The 16438-nt window shown below is 61.7% G+C and carries 18 protein-coding genes; 6 read left to right on the top strand and 12 right to left on the bottom strand.

The window, feature by feature from the left end; genetic code table 11:
• Positions 1 to 60: 60 nt before the first annotated feature.
• A complete protein-coding gene (locus tag KYK83_RS13615) occupies positions 61 to 813 on the top strand; it encodes an SIMPL domain-containing protein (RefSeq protein ID WP_222828630.1) in 753 nt (250 codons plus the stop codon).
• Positions 814 to 844: 31 nt separating this feature from the next.
• On the opposite strand, the gene KYK83_RS13610 is transcribed toward KYK83_RS13615, so the two are convergent.
• The 9 genes from KYK83_RS13610 to rpsF form a co-directional block, all read right to left on the bottom strand.
• Positions 845 to 1216 carry a hypothetical protein gene (locus KYK83_RS13610; protein ID WP_222828628.1) on the bottom strand — a complete coding sequence of 124 codons (372 nt, stop codon included), beginning with the start codon at positions 1214 to 1216 and terminating at the stop codon, positions 845 to 847.
• Positions 1200 to 1595, bottom strand: a complete 396-nt coding sequence (locus tag KYK83_RS13605) for a hypothetical protein (protein ID WP_222828626.1) — start codon at positions 1593 to 1595, stop codon at positions 1200 to 1202. The genes KYK83_RS13610 and KYK83_RS13605 overlap by 17 nt, the downstream gene beginning before the upstream one ends.
• Positions 1583 to 2044 (bottom strand): hypothetical protein, encoded by a 462-nt coding sequence (locus KYK83_RS13600; RefSeq protein ID WP_146029832.1) that lies wholly within the window; start codon positions 2042 to 2044, stop codon positions 1583 to 1585. Before KYK83_RS13600 ends, KYK83_RS13605 begins: the two co-directional genes overlap by 13 nt.
• A gap of 143 nt (positions 2045 to 2187) precedes the next feature.
• Complete coding sequence (locus KYK83_RS13595; RefSeq protein ID WP_222828625.1) at positions 2188 to 3672, bottom strand: methyl-accepting chemotaxis protein; 1485 nt, start codon at positions 3670 to 3672, stop codon at positions 2188 to 2190.
• Entirely contained in the window at positions 3669 to 3992 is a 324-nt protein-coding gene (locus KYK83_RS13590; protein WP_222828624.1) for a hypothetical protein, read from the bottom strand. The genes KYK83_RS13595 and KYK83_RS13590 overlap by 4 nt, the downstream gene beginning before the upstream one ends.
• A 66-nt stretch (positions 3993 to 4058) precedes the next feature.
• On the bottom strand, positions 4059 to 5498 hold the full coding sequence (locus KYK83_RS13585) for an AMP nucleosidase (RefSeq protein ID WP_103023649.1): 1440 nt from the start codon (positions 5496 to 5498) through the stop codon (positions 4059 to 4061).
• A 121-nt stretch (positions 5499 to 5619) separates the two neighbouring features.
• Positions 5620 to 6246, bottom strand: a complete 627-nt coding sequence (gene rplI / locus KYK83_RS13580) for a 50S ribosomal protein L9 (RefSeq protein ID WP_103023650.1) — start codon at positions 6244 to 6246, stop codon at positions 5620 to 5622.
• Between the two features lie 11 nt (positions 6247 to 6257).
• Positions 6258 to 6482, bottom strand: coding sequence for a 30S ribosomal protein S18 (rpsR, locus tag KYK83_RS13575; protein WP_086436027.1), 225 nt, complete (start codon positions 6480 to 6482; stop codon positions 6258 to 6260).
• Complete coding sequence (gene rpsF, locus KYK83_RS13570; protein WP_103023651.1) at positions 6482 to 6847, bottom strand: 30S ribosomal protein S6; 366 nt, start codon at positions 6845 to 6847, stop codon at positions 6482 to 6484. The genes rpsR and rpsF overlap by 1 nt, the downstream gene beginning before the upstream one ends.
• A 427-nt stretch (positions 6848 to 7274) precedes the next feature.
• On the opposite strand from rpsF, the gene KYK83_RS13565 reads away from it, so the two are divergent.
• Positions 7275 to 8237 carry a DUF808 domain-containing protein gene (locus KYK83_RS13565; protein WP_103023652.1) on the top strand — a complete coding sequence of 321 codons (963 nt, stop codon included), beginning with the start codon at positions 7275 to 7277 and terminating at the stop codon, positions 8235 to 8237.
• A gap of 10 nt (positions 8238 to 8247) precedes the next feature.
• Here the strand turns inward: KYK83_RS13565 and KYK83_RS13560 are convergent, their stop codons facing one another.
• A complete protein-coding gene (locus KYK83_RS13560) occupies positions 8248 to 9675 on the bottom strand; it encodes a glutamate ligase domain-containing protein (protein WP_221598267.1) in 1428 nt (475 codons plus the stop codon).
• 54 nt (positions 9676 to 9729) lie between these two features.
• Here KYK83_RS13560 and KYK83_RS13555 point away from each other — a divergent pair, with 54 nt between their 5' ends.
• From KYK83_RS13555 to dnaN, 4 genes are all read left to right on the top strand, one after another.
• Entirely contained in the window at positions 9730 to 10554 is an 825-nt protein-coding gene (locus KYK83_RS13555) for an LD-carboxypeptidase (RefSeq protein ID WP_222828623.1), read from the top strand.
• Positions 10555 to 10576: 22 nt separating this feature from the next.
• Positions 10577 to 11515 (top strand): ACP S-malonyltransferase, encoded by a 939-nt coding sequence (gene fabD, locus KYK83_RS13550; RefSeq protein WP_222828621.1) that lies wholly within the window; start codon positions 10577 to 10579, stop codon positions 11513 to 11515.
• Positions 11515 to 12267, top strand: coding sequence for a 3-oxoacyl-[acyl-carrier-protein] reductase (gene fabG / locus KYK83_RS13545; RefSeq protein WP_222828620.1), 753 nt, complete (start codon positions 11515 to 11517; stop codon positions 12265 to 12267). Before fabD ends, fabG begins: the two co-directional genes overlap by 1 nt.
• A gap of 201 nt (positions 12268 to 12468) precedes the next feature.
• Complete coding sequence (gene dnaN / locus KYK83_RS13540) at positions 12469 to 13593, top strand: DNA polymerase III subunit beta (RefSeq protein WP_196845979.1); 1125 nt, start codon at positions 12469 to 12471, stop codon at positions 13591 to 13593.
• A gap of 25 nt (positions 13594 to 13618) precedes the next feature.
• On the opposite strand, the gene KYK83_RS13535 is transcribed toward dnaN, so the two are convergent.
• Positions 13619 to 14629, bottom strand: a complete 1011-nt coding sequence (locus KYK83_RS13535) for a zinc-dependent alcohol dehydrogenase family protein (RefSeq protein WP_222828619.1) — start codon at positions 14627 to 14629, stop codon at positions 13619 to 13621.
• Positions 14626 to 16377 (bottom strand): N-acyl-D-amino-acid deacylase family protein, encoded by a 1752-nt coding sequence (locus tag KYK83_RS13530; RefSeq protein ID WP_222828618.1) that lies wholly within the window; start codon positions 16375 to 16377, stop codon positions 14626 to 14628. Before KYK83_RS13530 ends, KYK83_RS13535 begins: the two co-directional genes overlap by 4 nt.
• Positions 16378 to 16438: the final 61 nt, after the last annotated feature.

Below are 16438 nucleotides of genomic sequence, written 5' to 3'. Positions count from 1 at the left end.
GGGCACTGCAACCTACCGCACGTTAGAAAAACACATTGATGCCCAGGGAGGCCCAAGTCGATGCGTAGAGCACTTTTCATATCCTTGGCTTTGCTAGGGGCGAGTACCGCAGCGGCGCAGACGTCGCCGACCGAGGTTCTTGCACCGAATCAGACGCTGCTCGAAGTACAGTCCACGGGTCAGAGTTATGTCGCGCCCGATCAGGCGACCCTGACAGGAGGCGTCGTAACCTTTGCCACGACATCGCGCGAGGCTGCGGACAGCAACGCCCGGGCCATGGCACAAGTCGTTGCGGCTTTGAAAAAGGCTGGCGTGGTCCCCCGCGACATCCAGACGCAGAGCGTAAGCCTCGACCCGCAATCCAACTATGATCGGCAAGGCGCAGAGCCACCACGCATCACTGGCTATCAGGCGCGCAATGCCGTGACGGTACGGGTGCGCGATGTGACAAAGGCGTCCGAATTGCTGACAGTACTGTTCGAGGCAGGCGCGAACGATGTAAACGGTCCGTTCTTCTCGATTGAAGACGACAGCGCAGCTGTCGCCAAAGCGCGGGCCGATGCGGTTTCCAAGGCCAAAGCCGAGGCCGATGCTTATGCGACTGCCTTCGGAATGCGCGTTGTGAAGGTCCTGAGGATTAGCGAGCGGCAACGGTCTGCGACTTACGAATCCATCGTTGTGACCGGTTCGCGAATTCGGCCGGCTGGCGCTCCGCCTCCACCACCGCCGCCGATGTCGTCACCGGCGGTAGAAGTCGGGGAAATGGAGCAGAAGGTTACGATCTGGGTGGATTTCGCGCTCGGTCCGAAGTGAGGTTCCCGCTCCTGACGTGTACTGGCACAGCCTATTCGGCAGCCATCTTGAGCAGGGCGATTTCTTCGCGCAGTCGCTGCAACTCCATTTCGTACAACCGGGTGCAATCGATCCGTTCCGGGCGCTGACCCAACGGAATCGTTACGCGGGCATAGACCAGGGCGCGTGCATCGCGCTCGTTGGAAAAGGGGCGGTACTGCAGGAACGGGTCGACGGTTTCTGGCGTCGCCGCGCTACCGCTGACCCCGACATCGACATAGCCACCGGACGAATTGATCGAGTGGCGGCATCGTGTCCCGCCAGCAGTTTCGATCGAATCTTCGCCTCCAGACCCCTGAGGGGGCGCAGGCAGATAGACGCCTTGCGCCTGAGCATATGCCTCGGTGCTAGCGAACAGTGCCAACACGGCGAGCGCTGAGTTTCGAACAAACTCTCGCATGGACCACGACCTCCTTCTTTTCGATCCTTTCGGCGCAGACGCGCACATCGACCTGTTCGCCAGGTACAAGGTCGCGCACGACTACGAGTACCTTGCGATTGGATTCGGGTGCCATCAGCGCGACTTCGGGGAATATCCTGACCCGGCCTTCCAGGGCCGGGGTTTCTTCATCAACGAATGTCCGGAAGCGAAAGGGCTGCTTGTACGGGTTCGTCAGCGTGAGATAGAACCCCTTGGCCTCGGTAGCGGTCACGCCGCTCTTTTCCAGCGGCCCAAGGCCCACGGCCAAGGCGGCTGTCGACGTGACCAGCAGCAGCGGCGCGATAACTCTCAGCCCGAACATGTCAGCACCGTGCCGATCGTATACGTACCGACATTGAAACCGGTCGGTTTCGACGCCTGCGCGTTGACGGTGTAGGTTCCGAGCAGGCCCGACTGGTTATATGTCGTCTGGCTGCTGGTGTATGGTTGATTGGCCCCGCCGGGCGATACGTACCGGATTTGGGGTGTCACGCCGGTAACATCTGCCGAAGACGTTATGGTCGGCGCCGTAAAGGTCAGGCGCGGTGCGCCGCCTAGCGCGGTAACGGTAGCAGTCGCCGGCAGCCCGCCCGTGTTTTCCGATGACAGCAACGTGTAGTCGCCATTGGGCGCCAAGGCTCCGTCCGTAACCACGATTATGCACGAAACGAGCAGCGTCGCCCGAAAATTGATCGGTTCCGCCTGAATGGACGCTGGAAAGGTCAGTGCACCTGCGACCGAAACAGCCGAAGCGAGAAGATATTTGAGCATTACCATCTCCCAATTGACGAGATGGCTTTTTAGTAAACGGACAGAGTAACCGACCCCTACCCGGCGCGTTAGGTACGATACCGGGGGTGGCAGGCCGAGCGATGCGGGTGTGAAATGCTGCGCCGATCCCGATGCCGATGACGTTAAGCCGCCTTTATAGTGGCGACGAAACGACCGGCCGATGCTTCGAGCGAGCGGATGTTCGCGATGAGTTCACCGGTCGTGCGGCGCGCGTCGCTGAACAGGTGCTCCGTCTGGACAGCACTTTCGGCGAGAAGGGCGCTCAGCCGCGCCATCTGGTCGGTGCCGGTGGCGGTTTCTTCTGCGTTCGTCTCGATCATGGCTGCAGCGCCGCGCTGTCCATCGACATCCCTTCGGATTGCTGCCGCGGACCGTGCAAGCTCCTCGATCGCTTCGCTCAGTTCACCGAAACTGGTTTCCGCTTCGCCCGTCCCGTCACGCACACCGGACAGCAGATTGTCGATTTGCTGGGTTGCTTTGGCGGCCTGTCTGGCCAGATCCTTGACCTCCTGCGCCACGACAGCAAAGCCCCTTCCGGCTTCACCTGCAGACGCAGCCTCGATCGCTGCATTCAAGGCAAGCAGATTGGTCTTCTCTGCAACGCTGGCGATCGATTTGGTCGCTTCGCCGATTGTCTGCGAATGCTTCGAAAGCGAAGTGACTGCCTCGCCGCCAGAATTGGTTCGAACGCCAGCTTCGCTCGCAAGTTGATCCTGCTGTCCTGCAGTTATGGCAATGCTGCTGATCGAACGGGACAGTTCCGCAACGCCTCTGGCCACCGATTCTACGGCGGTCGAGACCTGCGATGCGGAGGCGGCAACGTCGCTGGCCTGCCGGCCTGTGTCGCGGACGGTTCCATCAAGCGAAGTCATGGCCTTGTCGAGGGTGAGGGCGCTTTGCGAGACAGAGGCGGCGACCGTGGCAACCGACCCTTCGAAATCTTCGGCGATGCGGAGCAGTTCGACCCGGCGCCGTTCGGCCTGTTCGTTTTCTATCATTCCACGCTTTGATCGCTCTGCATCAGCTTGCTGGAGCGCTTCATTTGCCAGGACATTGGCATTTTCGCTCGCCATGAGAGCATCGGCCAGATGCGACAGGATCGCGTGGAGACGAATAGCGATGAAACACAAGGCCGCCGCCTGAAGAACAACGGCCAGCGCGTGAACCAGCACACGTTCGATGCCGCCGCCGCCGGAGAAAACCCATTCCGGCGATACGAGGGCAAGCAGCAGGTGATGGAGCGCAATGGCCACGGCGGCCAGAACGATCGGGCGTGCGTCGCAAAGGACGGTCAGCAGGGCCAACCCGACGAAGAAATACATATGCATGTCGATCTGCCAGGCGGCACCGCGCATTGCATAAAGAAGCAATGCAGGTTGCAGAGCGGCCATGAGGGCGACTGCGAGGCGTGCGGCAAGATCTGATCGGCGCTGCAAGGCGTGTAGCGACGGCACGATGTTGAGCAGCGCGCTGACCATGCATGCGTGAAGAGCCTGCTGCCCCATGGAGAGGGTGAGCAGGCCGATGGCGAAAGTCGTGCCCCATCCGGCGGCAGCAATCCATTTGATACCCTGCTGCCTGAGGGTATCGACTTCGTTTCGTATCATTTAGCTGTTCCGATGCAGCCGCCATCCGCGACGGCCAGGGCAATGATGCCGTGATTGAAAAGCAGATCGGCAAAAGCCGGACGGGTTCCCGTGACGATATAGCCATTGGCCAGCGCGGTTTTCGAAAGGAGCTTTCGCCCTTCGGAGGTGGCGAGCATAGGAAGGCTTCGCTTGGCCGACGCCGTCAACGGATAGAATGCGATCGTGCCCTTTGCAGGCGGCGCGAGCAGAAGCGCACCGACAGCCAGCACGCCGGCGCCGATCTGCAACGTATCAAGCAGGTGCCGGCGAGCCGCCGCCGACAGTTCGATAGTGGTCATTACTGCCCAAATGGCAGAAAAGGATTATTGGACCGTTAACCCTCTAAAGCACCACAATCATGCCATTTAGCGGAAGGGCGGTTCGTTGAAGGCGCGAAGCTTGCGGCTGTGGAGGCGGGGGCCTTCATCGCGCAGCAGTTTGCAGGCCGTCACACCGATCTGGAGGTGGGCAGCAATGGCTTCTTCGTAAAAGGCATTGGCCTGTCCCGGCAGCTTGATTTCGCCGTGGAGGGGCTTGTCCGATACGCACAGCAGCGTGCCGTAGGGGACCCGGAAGCGATAGCCCTGGCCGGCAATCGTTGCGCTTTCCATATCGACACCGACCGCGCGGCTGAGGCTCATGCGGTGGGCGGAGCTGGTATAGCGCAGTTCCCAGTTGCGATCGTCGGTGGTTACCACGGTACCGGTGCGCATGCGCTTTTTCAGATCCGCCCCATGTTCGCCCGAGACCATTTCCGCCGCTCCGGCCAGCGCCTGCTGCACTTCGGCAATGGCGGGCAGGGGGATTTCCGGCGGAAGGACCGGGTCGAGGACGTGATCGTCGCGCAGATAGGCGTGAGCGAGAACGTAGTCGCCGATCTTCTGGCTGGGACGAAGGCCGCCGCAATGGCCGATCATCAACCAGGCTTCCGGCCGCAGCACGGCCAGGTGGTCGCAGATCGTCTTCGCATTGGAAGGACCGACGCCGATATTGACCAGCGTGATGCCTTCCTTGTTTGGGCCGACGAGGTGATAGGCCGGCATCTGGTGGCGCCGCCATGCGGTATCGGACAGTTGCGCGCGGGCATTGTCGGTCTTTTCCGTCAGCATGAGGCCGCCGGCGCCTGCCAGGGCAGTGTAGCCGTTGGCGCCGAGCTGCGATCCGGCCCAGTCCACGAATTCATCGACATAGCGATGGTAGTTCGTGAACAGGATGAAGCGCTGGAAGTGTTCCGTGCTGGTGCCCGTATAGTGTGCAAGACGCGCCAGGCTGAAGTCGGTCCGCAAGCCGTCGAAAAGGGAGAGGGGGATGGCTTCGTCCGGTTCGCCGAGGATTATACCGTCTGCCAGTTCGTCACCGATGTCGGCCAGTTCGGTCGAGGGGAAATGACGCGCGATGAGGTTTGGATCGACGCCGACGAGTTCCGCACCGGCTTCGCCATCGAGGACGTAGGGGAAGGGGATTTCCTGGCGTGACGAGCCGACTTCCAGTTCGACTTCGTAATTCTCGTCGATGAGTTCGAGCTGTTCGCGAAGGTAATCGCGGAAAAGCGCCGGGCGGGTGACCGTGGTGGTGTAGAGCCCGGGCGCGTTGAGGCGGCCGAAGGCGCGGTTGCGGTCTTCTGGCTGATCGCCGCCGCGGAAACGCAGGCGCAGTTCGGGGTAGGAATAGCTGCCGTCGCTGCGGCGTTCCGGCGCGGGCAATTCGCGTTCGCGGCCGAAGGCGATGACGTCTGCGCGCAGCCGCTCGACTGCCGCGTCATAGATGCTCTCGAGCCTGTCGAGCGTCTGTTCGATGGATTCCATGGGCGTTTCTCCTGCCTCTTGTGTTTATGAAGTCCCTCCCTGCCATAAGCAGGGCTTTGTTACAAAAAGGGCGCGGGGACCGAAGCCGCCGCGCCCTGATTGTACTTTTTCGAAGCGAGGATCAGCCTTCGGCTGTCTCTTCGCCTTCGTCCGCTCCGTCTTCGAGCATGTCGGCGGGAATTTCGCCCGGCTCGAGGTTGGAGTCGATGCGGTTGGCTTCGGCCTGTTCTTCGATCTCGCGCTGTTCGTCTTCGAACATCTGCGCCATCACGTCGACACCCTGGCTCTGCAGCTCGGCTTCGTCGTCCGAACGGGCGACATTGGCCTTGATGTTAACCGACACCTCGGGGTGGAGGTCGATGCGGACTTCATGCATGCCGATCGCCTTGATCGGATCACCCATGATGACCTGCTTCTTGTCGATGTCGTGGCCCTTGTCGGCGAGTGCGGCAGCGATGTCGCGAACGTTGACCGAACCGTAGAGCTGGCCGGTGTTCGACGCAGCGCGGATCAGTACGATTTCGACGCCATCGACCTTTTCGCCAGCCTTTTCGGCTTCGGTACGACGTTCCGCGTTTTCCTTTTCCAGGCGATCGCGGTTCGCTTCGAAGACCTTCTTGTTGGCTTCGTTAGCGCGCAGTGCCTTTTTCTGCGGGAGCAGGAAGTTGCGGGCATAGCCGTCCTTCACGGTGACGACGTCACCGATCGAGCCGAGTTTTTCGATCCTCTGAAGGAGAATGATATCCATGGATTTTCTCCTTACTTCACGATGTACGGCAGCAGGCCGATGTGGCGAGCGCGCTTGATGGCCTTGGCCAGTTCACGCTGCTTCTTCGCGCTGACGGCGGTGATGCGGCTGGGGACGATCTTGCCACGTTCGGACATGAAGCCCTGCAGCAGACGTGTGTCCTTGTAGTCGATCTTGGGGGCGTTCTTGCCCGAGAACGGGCAGGACTTGCGGCGGCGGAAAAACGGACGGGCCATCAGTTACGCTCCTCGCGGTCGCGGCGCTTCTTGGCATCGCGCTCGTTCTTGCGCATCATCACGCTGGGGCCATCTTCGTGCTCGTCGACACGGATGGTCATGTAACGGATGACGTCTTCATTGATGCGGGTCTGGCGTTCGAGCTCTTCCACGACGGCGCCGGGGCCTTCGATGTTGAGCATTACGAAATGCGCCTTGCGGTTGCGGTCGATCTTGTAGGCGAGGTTCTTGAGGCCCCAGGTTTCCGTCTTGGTAACCTTGCCTTCGTTATTCTCGACAATCTCGGTCGCGGTGGCGGCGAGCTGGTCCACCTGAGCCTGGCTCAGGTCCTGTCGCGCCAGGAAAACATGCTCGTAGAGAGCCATGCCCTTGTCCTTTCACATATGGCCGATCGCTGGCTGATCCGCGGGATTGCGGGGCCCCTCCGGCTTTCTTCGAATCCCCCGGTACACCCAGGGGATGCGCGCACATAACGGGATTGGCGCAGAATGCAAGCGAGGGTCGAATAGGTTTACGCCGACCGGGGGTGAATTCAAAACTCGCGCATTCGTCATTCCCTTTGTCAAACAACGATTTAGTCCTGAATTGGCAGCCGGGAATGTCACCTTCCATGTCGCGACCACGCTACCGCCGTTTGGGGTGGGGGACGAAGCCCTGCCGTGGACCCGCCCAGCGGCGAGGGGGTGCTGCATGCCATTTCATCACGATGTAGGACAGCGCGAAATCGCCAGTTGCTTCGTTTGCGTAAGGCAGGCAAGCGTGGTGCGGATTTCAAATAAGCAAGGACGCGCAATGCCCGGTGGTTTGGTAGCCCTTCTGGACGACGTATCGATCATTGCGCGCACCGCGGCGGCTTCGGTAGACGATATTGCCGCGGCTGCTGGCCGGGCAGGTTCCAAGACGGCAGGCGTGGTCATCGACGACGCCGCCGTTACGCCGAGCTATGTGACCGGCCTGTCGCCAGCGCGCGAGCTGCCGATCATCTGGAACATCACCAAGGGCAGTTTGAAGAACAAGCTGCTGATCCTGCTACCCGGCGCCGTCCTGCTGAGCGAGTTCCTGCCGCAGGCGATTGTTTTCATCCTCATGCTGGGCGGTGCCTATCTTTCGTATGAAGGTGCGGAAAAGGTGGCCGAGAAGCTGGGCGGCAAGAAGCATGGCCAGACGGTGGCAGACGATATCAAGGACCCGGTCGCGTTCGAGAAGCAGCGGGTTTCCAGCGCGATCCGAACCGATCTGATCCTGTCTGCGGAAATCATGGCCATCACGCTGAACGAAGTGGCGGCAGAAGATCTGCTGACGCGCGCCGGGGTTCTGGCCATCGTCGGCATCGCGGTGACCGTAGGCGTCTACGGCGTGGTCGGCCTGATCGTGAAGATGGACGATATCGGACTGCATTTCGCCAAGAAGGACGGGGCCGCAGCGCAGAGCTTCGGACGCGGGCTGGTGGCGTTCATGCCGCATCTGCTGGTGGCGTTGAGCTTCATCGGCACAATTGCCATGCTGTGGGTCGGCGGTGGGATCATCCTGCACGGCCTGGCGGATATCGGTATTGCAGGGCCGGAGCACTGGATCGAAGGTATCGAGCACGGCGTATCCGCCGTAGCCGGAGCAGCCGGCGGCGTTCTGGGCTGGCTGACCTTTGCCGGGCTATCCGCGCTGGTCGGACTTGCGCTGGGGTTCGTCCTCGTATTCCTGCTGCACAAGGTCTTCGGCATGGGACATGGCGATGGCGGCGAGGCTGCCGCGCACTGATCGCCAGCCGTCACGGAAGGCGTGAGAAGAGGTCCCTTGCAAAACTGCTGAGCGTATCGTCGCGCGCACCCATGATGACGATACGATCGGCAGGGCGGGCCATTTCGGCCAGCCGATCGCCCACCGCATCGCGCGACGGGATATATTCGGCGTTTCCGCCTGCCTGTTCGATCAAGCCGACAATCCGTTCGCTGCCTTCGCTGCGGTCGACCGTGCCGCCGAAATAGACCGGATCGCACAGAATAACCGTGTCGCCTTCGTCCAGTTCGTTGGCGAAGGTTTCCGCCAGTTCGTCGCCCATCTGCCTGAGCGGACCGTAGCCATGAGGCTGGAAGAACGCGAGTACGCGGCCCGGATGCGCTTTCAAGGTGCGCAGCGTAGCGGCACATTTTTCGGGATTGTGACCGAAGTCGTCGATGACCGTAATGGCCGAGGGGCTGGTGCCGACAATGTCGAAGCGGCGCGCGAGGCCGGCGAAGGCGGCCAGAGCCTCGACCGCCTTGCCGACCGGGATACCTGCCGCTGCAGCGCCGGCTATCGCCGCGAGCGCGTTGGAGAGATTGTGGCGACCGGGCAGGTGGAGCGTGAGGGGATGCTGGCTGCCATCGTGGCGATCCACGATCAATGCCGCCTGCCGCATAGGGCCTTCCGCAATCGAGCCCGGGACCACGCCGATCTGCGCTTTCTCCTGATCGATGCCGAAAGTAACGACTTCCTTCGCATGCGGGAGGAGTGCGAGCGCTTCTTCATCATCGGCGTTGATCACCGAGATGCGGCTGCGCGAGAGATAGTCCCCGAACAGCTGACGCAGTTCTTCCATGCTCTTGTGATCGAGGCTGACATTGAGCAGCACGCCAACCGCCGGGCGATAGAGCGCGATCGATCCGTCACTTTCGTCGACTTCGCTGACATAGAGGCTCTGGCCGCCGATCACGGCACTGGCAAAGGGGCGTTCGGGCGACACGAAGTTCTTCATCACCGCGCCGTTCATGATCGTCGGTTCGCGCCCGCAGGCGTGCAGTATCCACCCGAGCATGCCGGTGACCGTCGATTTGCCGCTGGTACCCGCGACGGCAAGCCCCGCGCCGCTGGTATTGAAGAGGATCGAATTCAGTTCCGCGCGGGTAAGGCGCAGGCACCCGAGTTCGTTCGCGCGGCTGACTTCGGGAACGCTATCTTCGATGGCGGCGCTGGCGACGAGGATCTGTTCGGCCGAAACCATTCCGCTGCCGTCCTGCGGGTGCAGGGTGAAGCCCTGATTTTCCAGCGCGGCGAATTTTTCCGGCGTGCGGCCCTGATCGTAGCTGCGATCGGATCCTTCGACCGTGCAGCCGCGCCCTTTGAGGATCTGCGCAAGCGGCAGCATTCCCGAGCCGCCGATGCCGCAGAAGAAGAAGGGGCGGGCAAACAATTCGTCTGGAGTGGGCATATCGCTCATGCCGGTGCAGCTATTGAGTTGTGTCGCCCGACACAAGCGCGCTAGCACACGGACATGGTCAAAATTGCGATCTGCGCCCCCGGAAAACGGCTGAAGCGCGACAGGGCCGAGGCGGTCCAGGCCTTGGTGGCTGGCCGCGAAGACGTGGAACTGAAGTTCCACGAACAGTGCTTTCTGGAAGAAGGGCATTTTGCCGGCAGTGACGCGGTGCGCCTTGCCGCCTTGCTGGACTGTGCCAACGATCCCGCATTCGATGCGGTCTGGTTTGCCATGGGTGGATACGGATCGAACAGGATCGCGGCGGAGGCGGCGAGGCAGATGAACGACGATGCGCGGGGCAAACGGTTCATCGGTTATTCGGACACGGGTTTCCTGCTCGGCGCGCTGTATCGCCATGGGATCGGTCAGGTGGCGCATGGACCGCTGGCGGGCGACATAAGGCGCGCCGGAGGCGAGGCGGCGGTGGAACGCGCGCTCGATTGGCTGGCAGGCGGGGCGAGCGGTCTGGAACCAGGCCTGGACGAGCGGCCTGCGGTCGCTTTCAACCTGACCACGCTGGCGATGATGGTGGGGACCGAACTGATGCCCGATCTGGCCGGCCATGTCGTCATGATCGAGGAAGTGGCAGAGCATCTTTATGCCGTGGACCGGCTGTTCTTCCACACCAGCCAGCACCTGCAGGGCATTGCGGGACTACGGCTCGGCCGGATCAGCGACGTGCCGGAAAACGACCGTCCTTTCGGCAGCGACGAGATCGCCATTGCGCAGGATTGGTGCGCGCGCAGCGGGATTCCCTATCTCGGCCGCGCCGATATCGGCCACGATGCTGCCAACAAGATTGTCCCCTTCGGACTTGAGGCGCGCGGCCCACGGGCCTAGGCGCGCCCGCAAGGAGAAATTCATGACTGCATTCATCTTTCCCGGACAGGGTAGCCAGAAGGTCGGCATGGGCGCCGACCTCGCCGAAGCCAGCGCGCATGCCCGCGAGGTTTTTCAGGAAGTCGACGAGGCGCTGAAGCAGAATCTTTCCGGCCTGATGAAGGACGGGCCCGAGAGCGAGTTGACGATGACCGCCAATGCGCAGCCCGCCATCATGGCCAATTCGATCGCCACGGTGCGCGTTCTGGAAAAGGAATTCGGCGTCGCGCTGGCGGACAAGGCCGACTGTGTGGCCGGACATTCGTTGGGCGAATACAGCGCGCTGTGTGCTGCCGGGGCATTTTCGCTGACGGATACGGCCAAGCTGCTGCGCTTGCGCGGTATCGCCATGCAGGATGCCGTTCCCATCGGACTGGGCGCGATGGCCGCACTGCTGGGAGCCGATATCGATAAGGCCACCGCGCTGGCCGAAGCCGCCGCTGAGGGTCAGGTGTGCGAAGTGGCGAACGATAACGATCCCACGCAGGTCGTCATCTCCGGCCATGCCGAAGCGATCGACCGCGCCATCGAAATGGCCAAGGATCATGGCATCAAGCGCGGCATCAAGCTGCCCGTTTCGGCGCCGTTCCATTGTTCGCTCATGGGTCCCGCGGCCCTGCGCATGAAGCGCGCGCTGGGCGATACGCCGCCCGAAGCGTTCACCGTGCCGCTCTACGCCAATGTCACCGCCGCGCGCGTAACCGACCCGGCGGAGGAACAGGCGCTGCTGGTCGAACAGATCACCGGCCGCGTGCGGTGGCGTGAAAGCGTGATCGCCATGCGCGAAGCGGGTATCGAGCGGTTCGTCGAACTGGGCGGCAAGGTGCTTGGCCCGATGATCGGCCGGATCGACAAGGACGCGGCGACCGTATCGCTCGTCACCATGGAAGACCTCGAGAAATTCGCGAAGGAGAACGCGTGATGTTCAGCCTCGAAGGAAAAACCGCCCTCGTGACGGGCGCCAGCGGCGGCATTGGCTCGTCGATTGCCTACGCCCTGGCGAAGCAGGGTGCACGACTGGCACTGTCGGGTTCGAATTCGGACAAGCTGCGCGCCTTTCGCGAACAGCTGAACAGCGAATTCGGTCACGATCATGTCGAGATCACCTGCGACCTGTCGAATGCGAAGCAGGTGGAGGAACTGATCCCGGCCACCGTCGACACGCTGGGCAGCATGAATATCCTGGTCAACAATGCCGGCATCACGCGCGACAACCTCGCCATGCGGATGAAGGACGAGGAATGGCACGATGTGATCCGCATCAATCTGGAAGCCAGTTTCCGTCTGATGCGCGCCAGTGCTCGGCCCATGATGAAGGCCAAGGGCGGGCGGATCATCTCGATCACCAGCGTGGTCGGCCACACCGGCAATCCGGGCCAGATGAACTATACCGCCGCCAAGGGCGGGCTGACCGCCATGTCCAAGAGCCTGGCGCAGGAACTTGCAAGCCGCAACATCACGGTGAACTGCGTGGCGCCGGGCTTCATCCGCACCGCCATGACCGATGCGCTGAACGACGATCAGAAGGGCGCGATCAATTCGCGTATCCCGATGGGCCGCATGGGCGAGGGCGAGGAAATCGCCGCTGCAGTGGCCTATCTGGCGAGCGACGAAGCCGCCTATGTCACCGGCCAGACGCTGCATGTGAACGGCGGAATGGCAATGATGGGATAAGGGAGGCGCTTTGGCGGGCGTGGGCGTGGGGGCAATCCACGCCATGTCCGACAAACCCACCACTTTTCCCCAAGGAAATCGGGACCGGGCCGCTTGCGGCTTGCTCCCTATGACCGCCCCGCTAGGGTAATTATCCGTATTCCGGCGCTGATGGGGGCGATTCCGGCCCTCTGTGTGCCCAAAAGGGACGAAAGTAGGACCATGAAGGCCACCATCGAACGCGCTACGCTGCTGCGTTGCCTCAGCCACGTGCAATCGGTCGTAGAACGCCGTAACACCATCCCCATCCTCTCGAACGTCCTGATCGAGGCGGAAGGCGACAATTCACTTAAGGTCATGGCGACCGACCTCGACCTGCAGGTCGTCGAACATATGGACGCCAGCGTCGAAAGCGCAGGGTCGATCACCGTATCGGCGCACTTGCTGTTCGACATCGCCCGCAAGCTGCCGGACGGTTCGCAGGTCAGCCTGGAAGCCGCGGAAAACCGCATGGCGATCAAGGCCGGACGCAGCCGCTTTTCGCTGCCGACGCTGCCGCGCGACGACTTCCCGGTGATCGTGGAAGGAGATTTGCCGACCAGTTTCGAACTGCCGGCAAAGACGCTGGCGGAACTGATCGACCGCACGCGGTTCGCCATCTCGACCGAAGAGACCCGTTATTATCTCAACGGCATTTTCTTCCACGTGTCGGACGACAGCGAGCCGGTGCTTAAAGCTGCGGCCACCGATGGTCACCGCCTCGCACGCTTCACGCTGTCGCGTCCGGAAGGCGCAGAAGGCATGCCCGACGTCATCGTGCCGCGCAAAGCCGTGGCCGAACTGCGCAAGCTGCTGGAAGAAAAGATGGACGGCAATGTCCAGATCGACCTGTCGGCCAGCAAGGTGCGCTTCACGCTGGGCGGCGAGGGCGGTGTGGTCCTTACCAGCAAGCTGATCGACGGCACGTTCCCCGATTATTCGCGTGTTATTCCAACGGGTAACGACAAGCTCCTGAAAATTGATCCGAAGAGTTTCCACGAGGGTGTGGACCGCGTCGCGACGATAGCGACCGAGAAGACCCGCGCGGTCAAGATGGGTCTCGACAAGGACAAGGTGACGCTGACCGTCACCAGCCCCGACAATGGTACAGCCACCGAAGAAGTGCCCGCCGAATATGCATCGGACGGGTTCGAAATCGGCTTCAATGCGACCTATCTGAAAGACATTCTCAACCAGATCGATTCGGACACGGTGGAAATCCACCTTGCCGATGCCGGCGCACCGACGCTGATCCGCAAGGACGAGAATTCGCCTGCGCTTTATGTGCTGATGCCGATGCGGGTGTAGGTCGCGGCTGGCGGTCCTCCGCCGGTCAGATTTCCACCGCAATCTTGCCGAAATGGGCGCCGCTTTCCTGGTGACGGAAAGCGGCAGCCAGGCGTTCCAGCGGGAAGCTGTCGGAAATTTCCGGACGGATTCCGTTGGCGTCGATCCCGGCGATCATGTCTAGCTGGTGGCGCCGGCTTCCCACGGTCAGGCCCTGCACGCGCAGGTTCTTCGCCATGAGAAGGCCGGTCTGGACCGGTCCGGCAAAGCCTGCGAGGACGCCGATAAGCGCGACATGGCCACCGACGCAGGCCGCAACCATCGATTGCCCCAGCGTTCCGGCCCCACCGACTTCGACAACGCAATCCACGCCATGTCCGCCGGTGAGTTCGTGAGCCTTTGCGCCCCACTCCTCGACCTCGCGATAATTGATCAGATGATCGGCACCCAGGTCGCGGAGACGTTCGAGCTTCTCTCCGCTCGAACTGGTGGCGATCACCGTTGCCCCCGCAGCCTTGGCAAACTGAAGGGCGAAGACCGAGACTCCACCGCTCCCCTGCACAAGGACCGTATCGCCCGGCTTGACCGAATTATCGACGAACAGGGCGCGCCATGCCGTTAGACCGGCGCAGGTCAGCGTTGCGGCTTCGACATGGCTGTAACTCTTGGGAACGCGCGTGAACGATGAAGCGGACGCGGTGACCGCTTCGCGCGCATACCCGTCGATCCCGTCACCGGGAACACGGGTGAAGCCCGTTTTTGGGGGCGCACCGTCCAGCCAATCGGGAAAGAAGGTGCTGACCACCGGATCACCCACGGAAAACTCGGTTACACCATCGCCCACGGACGTAACCACGCCCGCGCCATCGGACATGGGAATGCGCCCCTGCTGCGACGGGATCATCCCGGTGACGACTGCATAGTCGTGGTAATTGAGTGAACTCGCTTTCAAGGCGACGGTTATCTCGCCGGCCGCCGGTTCGGGCGGGCCGTCCACGTCGCAAAAAACAAGGGCATCGAGGGTGGAAGGTGTCGCGCCTGTGCGAATGGCCTTCATTCCGCTGCCTCCAGCAGTTCCACACGTTGCGGACCGCGAATGAGGCCGCCGGGCGTTTCGCCCGTCCATTCGCCATCGCGGAAGGTAACTTTTCCGCTCTTGATCGTGGCGATATAGCCTTCGGCCTTTTGCAACAGACGCTTGCCGCCGGCGGGCAGGTCGAAAGCGAGCCAGGGTTTGCCCAGCCGGATACGATCCATGTCGATAATGTTGAGATCGGCGAGATATCCTGGCGCGAGGACGCCGCGATCTTCGAGACCATAGAGGCGGGCCGTGTCGTTGCACTGCCGCTTGATCGCGTTTTCGAGACCAATCGTACCGCGAGACCGGTCACGCACCCAATGCTGAAGCATGAAGGTGGGGGAGGCTGCATCGCAGATCGTTCCGCAATGGGCGCCGCCATCCGACAGCGAATTGACGGTATCGTCCGATTGCTGGAGATCCATCAGGAAATCGAGATTTCCGTCGGCATAATTCAGGATGGGGAGATAGATGAACCCCTTGCCATCATCGCGGCATAACAGGTCGTAGGCATATTCGTCGCCCGAGACTCCGGCAGCCTTTGCGCGTTCGAGGATGCTTTCGGCGATGGTTGGTTCGTAGTTGAAATCCGGGTCCATTTCGAACTGCATGTTCCAGCCGCCGCAGACGACCATTACGAGACCGATGATGTCCTGATTGACGTCGGAAAAGTCATGCTGTTCGCCGAGCATACGAGCCTTGAATGCCGGATCGAGAAGTTTTGCCTTCTGTTCTTCCCAGGGCAGATTTTCGATTTCCTTCCAGCTTGGCTTGAGGCGGAAAGGATGAACGGTCCCCTGCCAGGCCATGACGATGCCGTTACCCCGCAATGCGATCTGCGCGACGATATTGGCACCATTGTCGTTTTCCGCCCGCATGCTGGCGATCTGTTCGTCGAGCGGTAATTCCTTGGCGATTGACTGAAGCGCGGCGAACGTAACGGGCAGACCGGTTTCGCGGCTCATCTTGCCCATCCAGCCGAATTCATCCCAATCGCGCTTCATGTCGGAGGCCATTTCGAAGACGCCGTGGCCCGCGCGGCCCATGGCGCGGCCGATTTCGATCAGCTCTTCCGCTGTCGCGGTGGTGCCGGGCACGACTTCGCCATCGATATCGCGGTGAAGCACGGTGCGGGACGTGGAAAAGCCCAGAGCGCCGGCACGAACGCCTTCTTCGACGATGCGGCCCATTTCGGCAATTTCGGCATCGGTCGGAACGGCGCCCGGACGCTCGCGGTCGCCCAGCACATAGGCGCGCACCGAGCCGTGCGGGACATGGGTGCCGACATCGATCGCGCGAGGCAGCTTTTCGAGCGCGTCGAGATATTCCGGGAAGGTTTCCCAATTCCATTCCATGCCTTCGGCAAGGGCAGTGCCGGGAATATCCTCCACCCCTTCCATGAGGCCGATGAGCCATTCGTGCTTGTCCGGCTTGGCCGGCGCGAAGCCAACGCCGCAATTGCCCATGACGACCGTAGTCACGCCGTGCCAGCTGGAAGGAGCCATCTCCTGATCCCAGGTAGCCTGTCCATCGTAGTGGGTGTGAATATCGACAAAGCCGGGAGTGACGAGATGCCCACCAGCATCGATTTCTTCCACGGCGTCACCGCTGACAGTGCCGACCTGGACGATCAGCCCATCCTTGACGGCGATGTCGCCGTGGAACCGGTCCTGTCCGGTACCATCGACGATGGTCCCGTTGCGAATGATCAGATCGTATGCGGGCATAGATATGTGCTCCTCTCTCCGGTGAAAGAAGGTTCCACATTGCAACCGACCTGTCCAGCGA

Source organism: Qipengyuania pacifica, from assembly GCF_019857205.1.
Taxonomy (GTDB): Bacteria; Pseudomonadota; Alphaproteobacteria; order Sphingomonadales; family Sphingomonadaceae; genus Qipengyuania; species Qipengyuania pacifica.
Note: the sequence above shows the minus strand (reverse complement) of the source record. Positions and strands in the feature narration are given on the sequence as shown.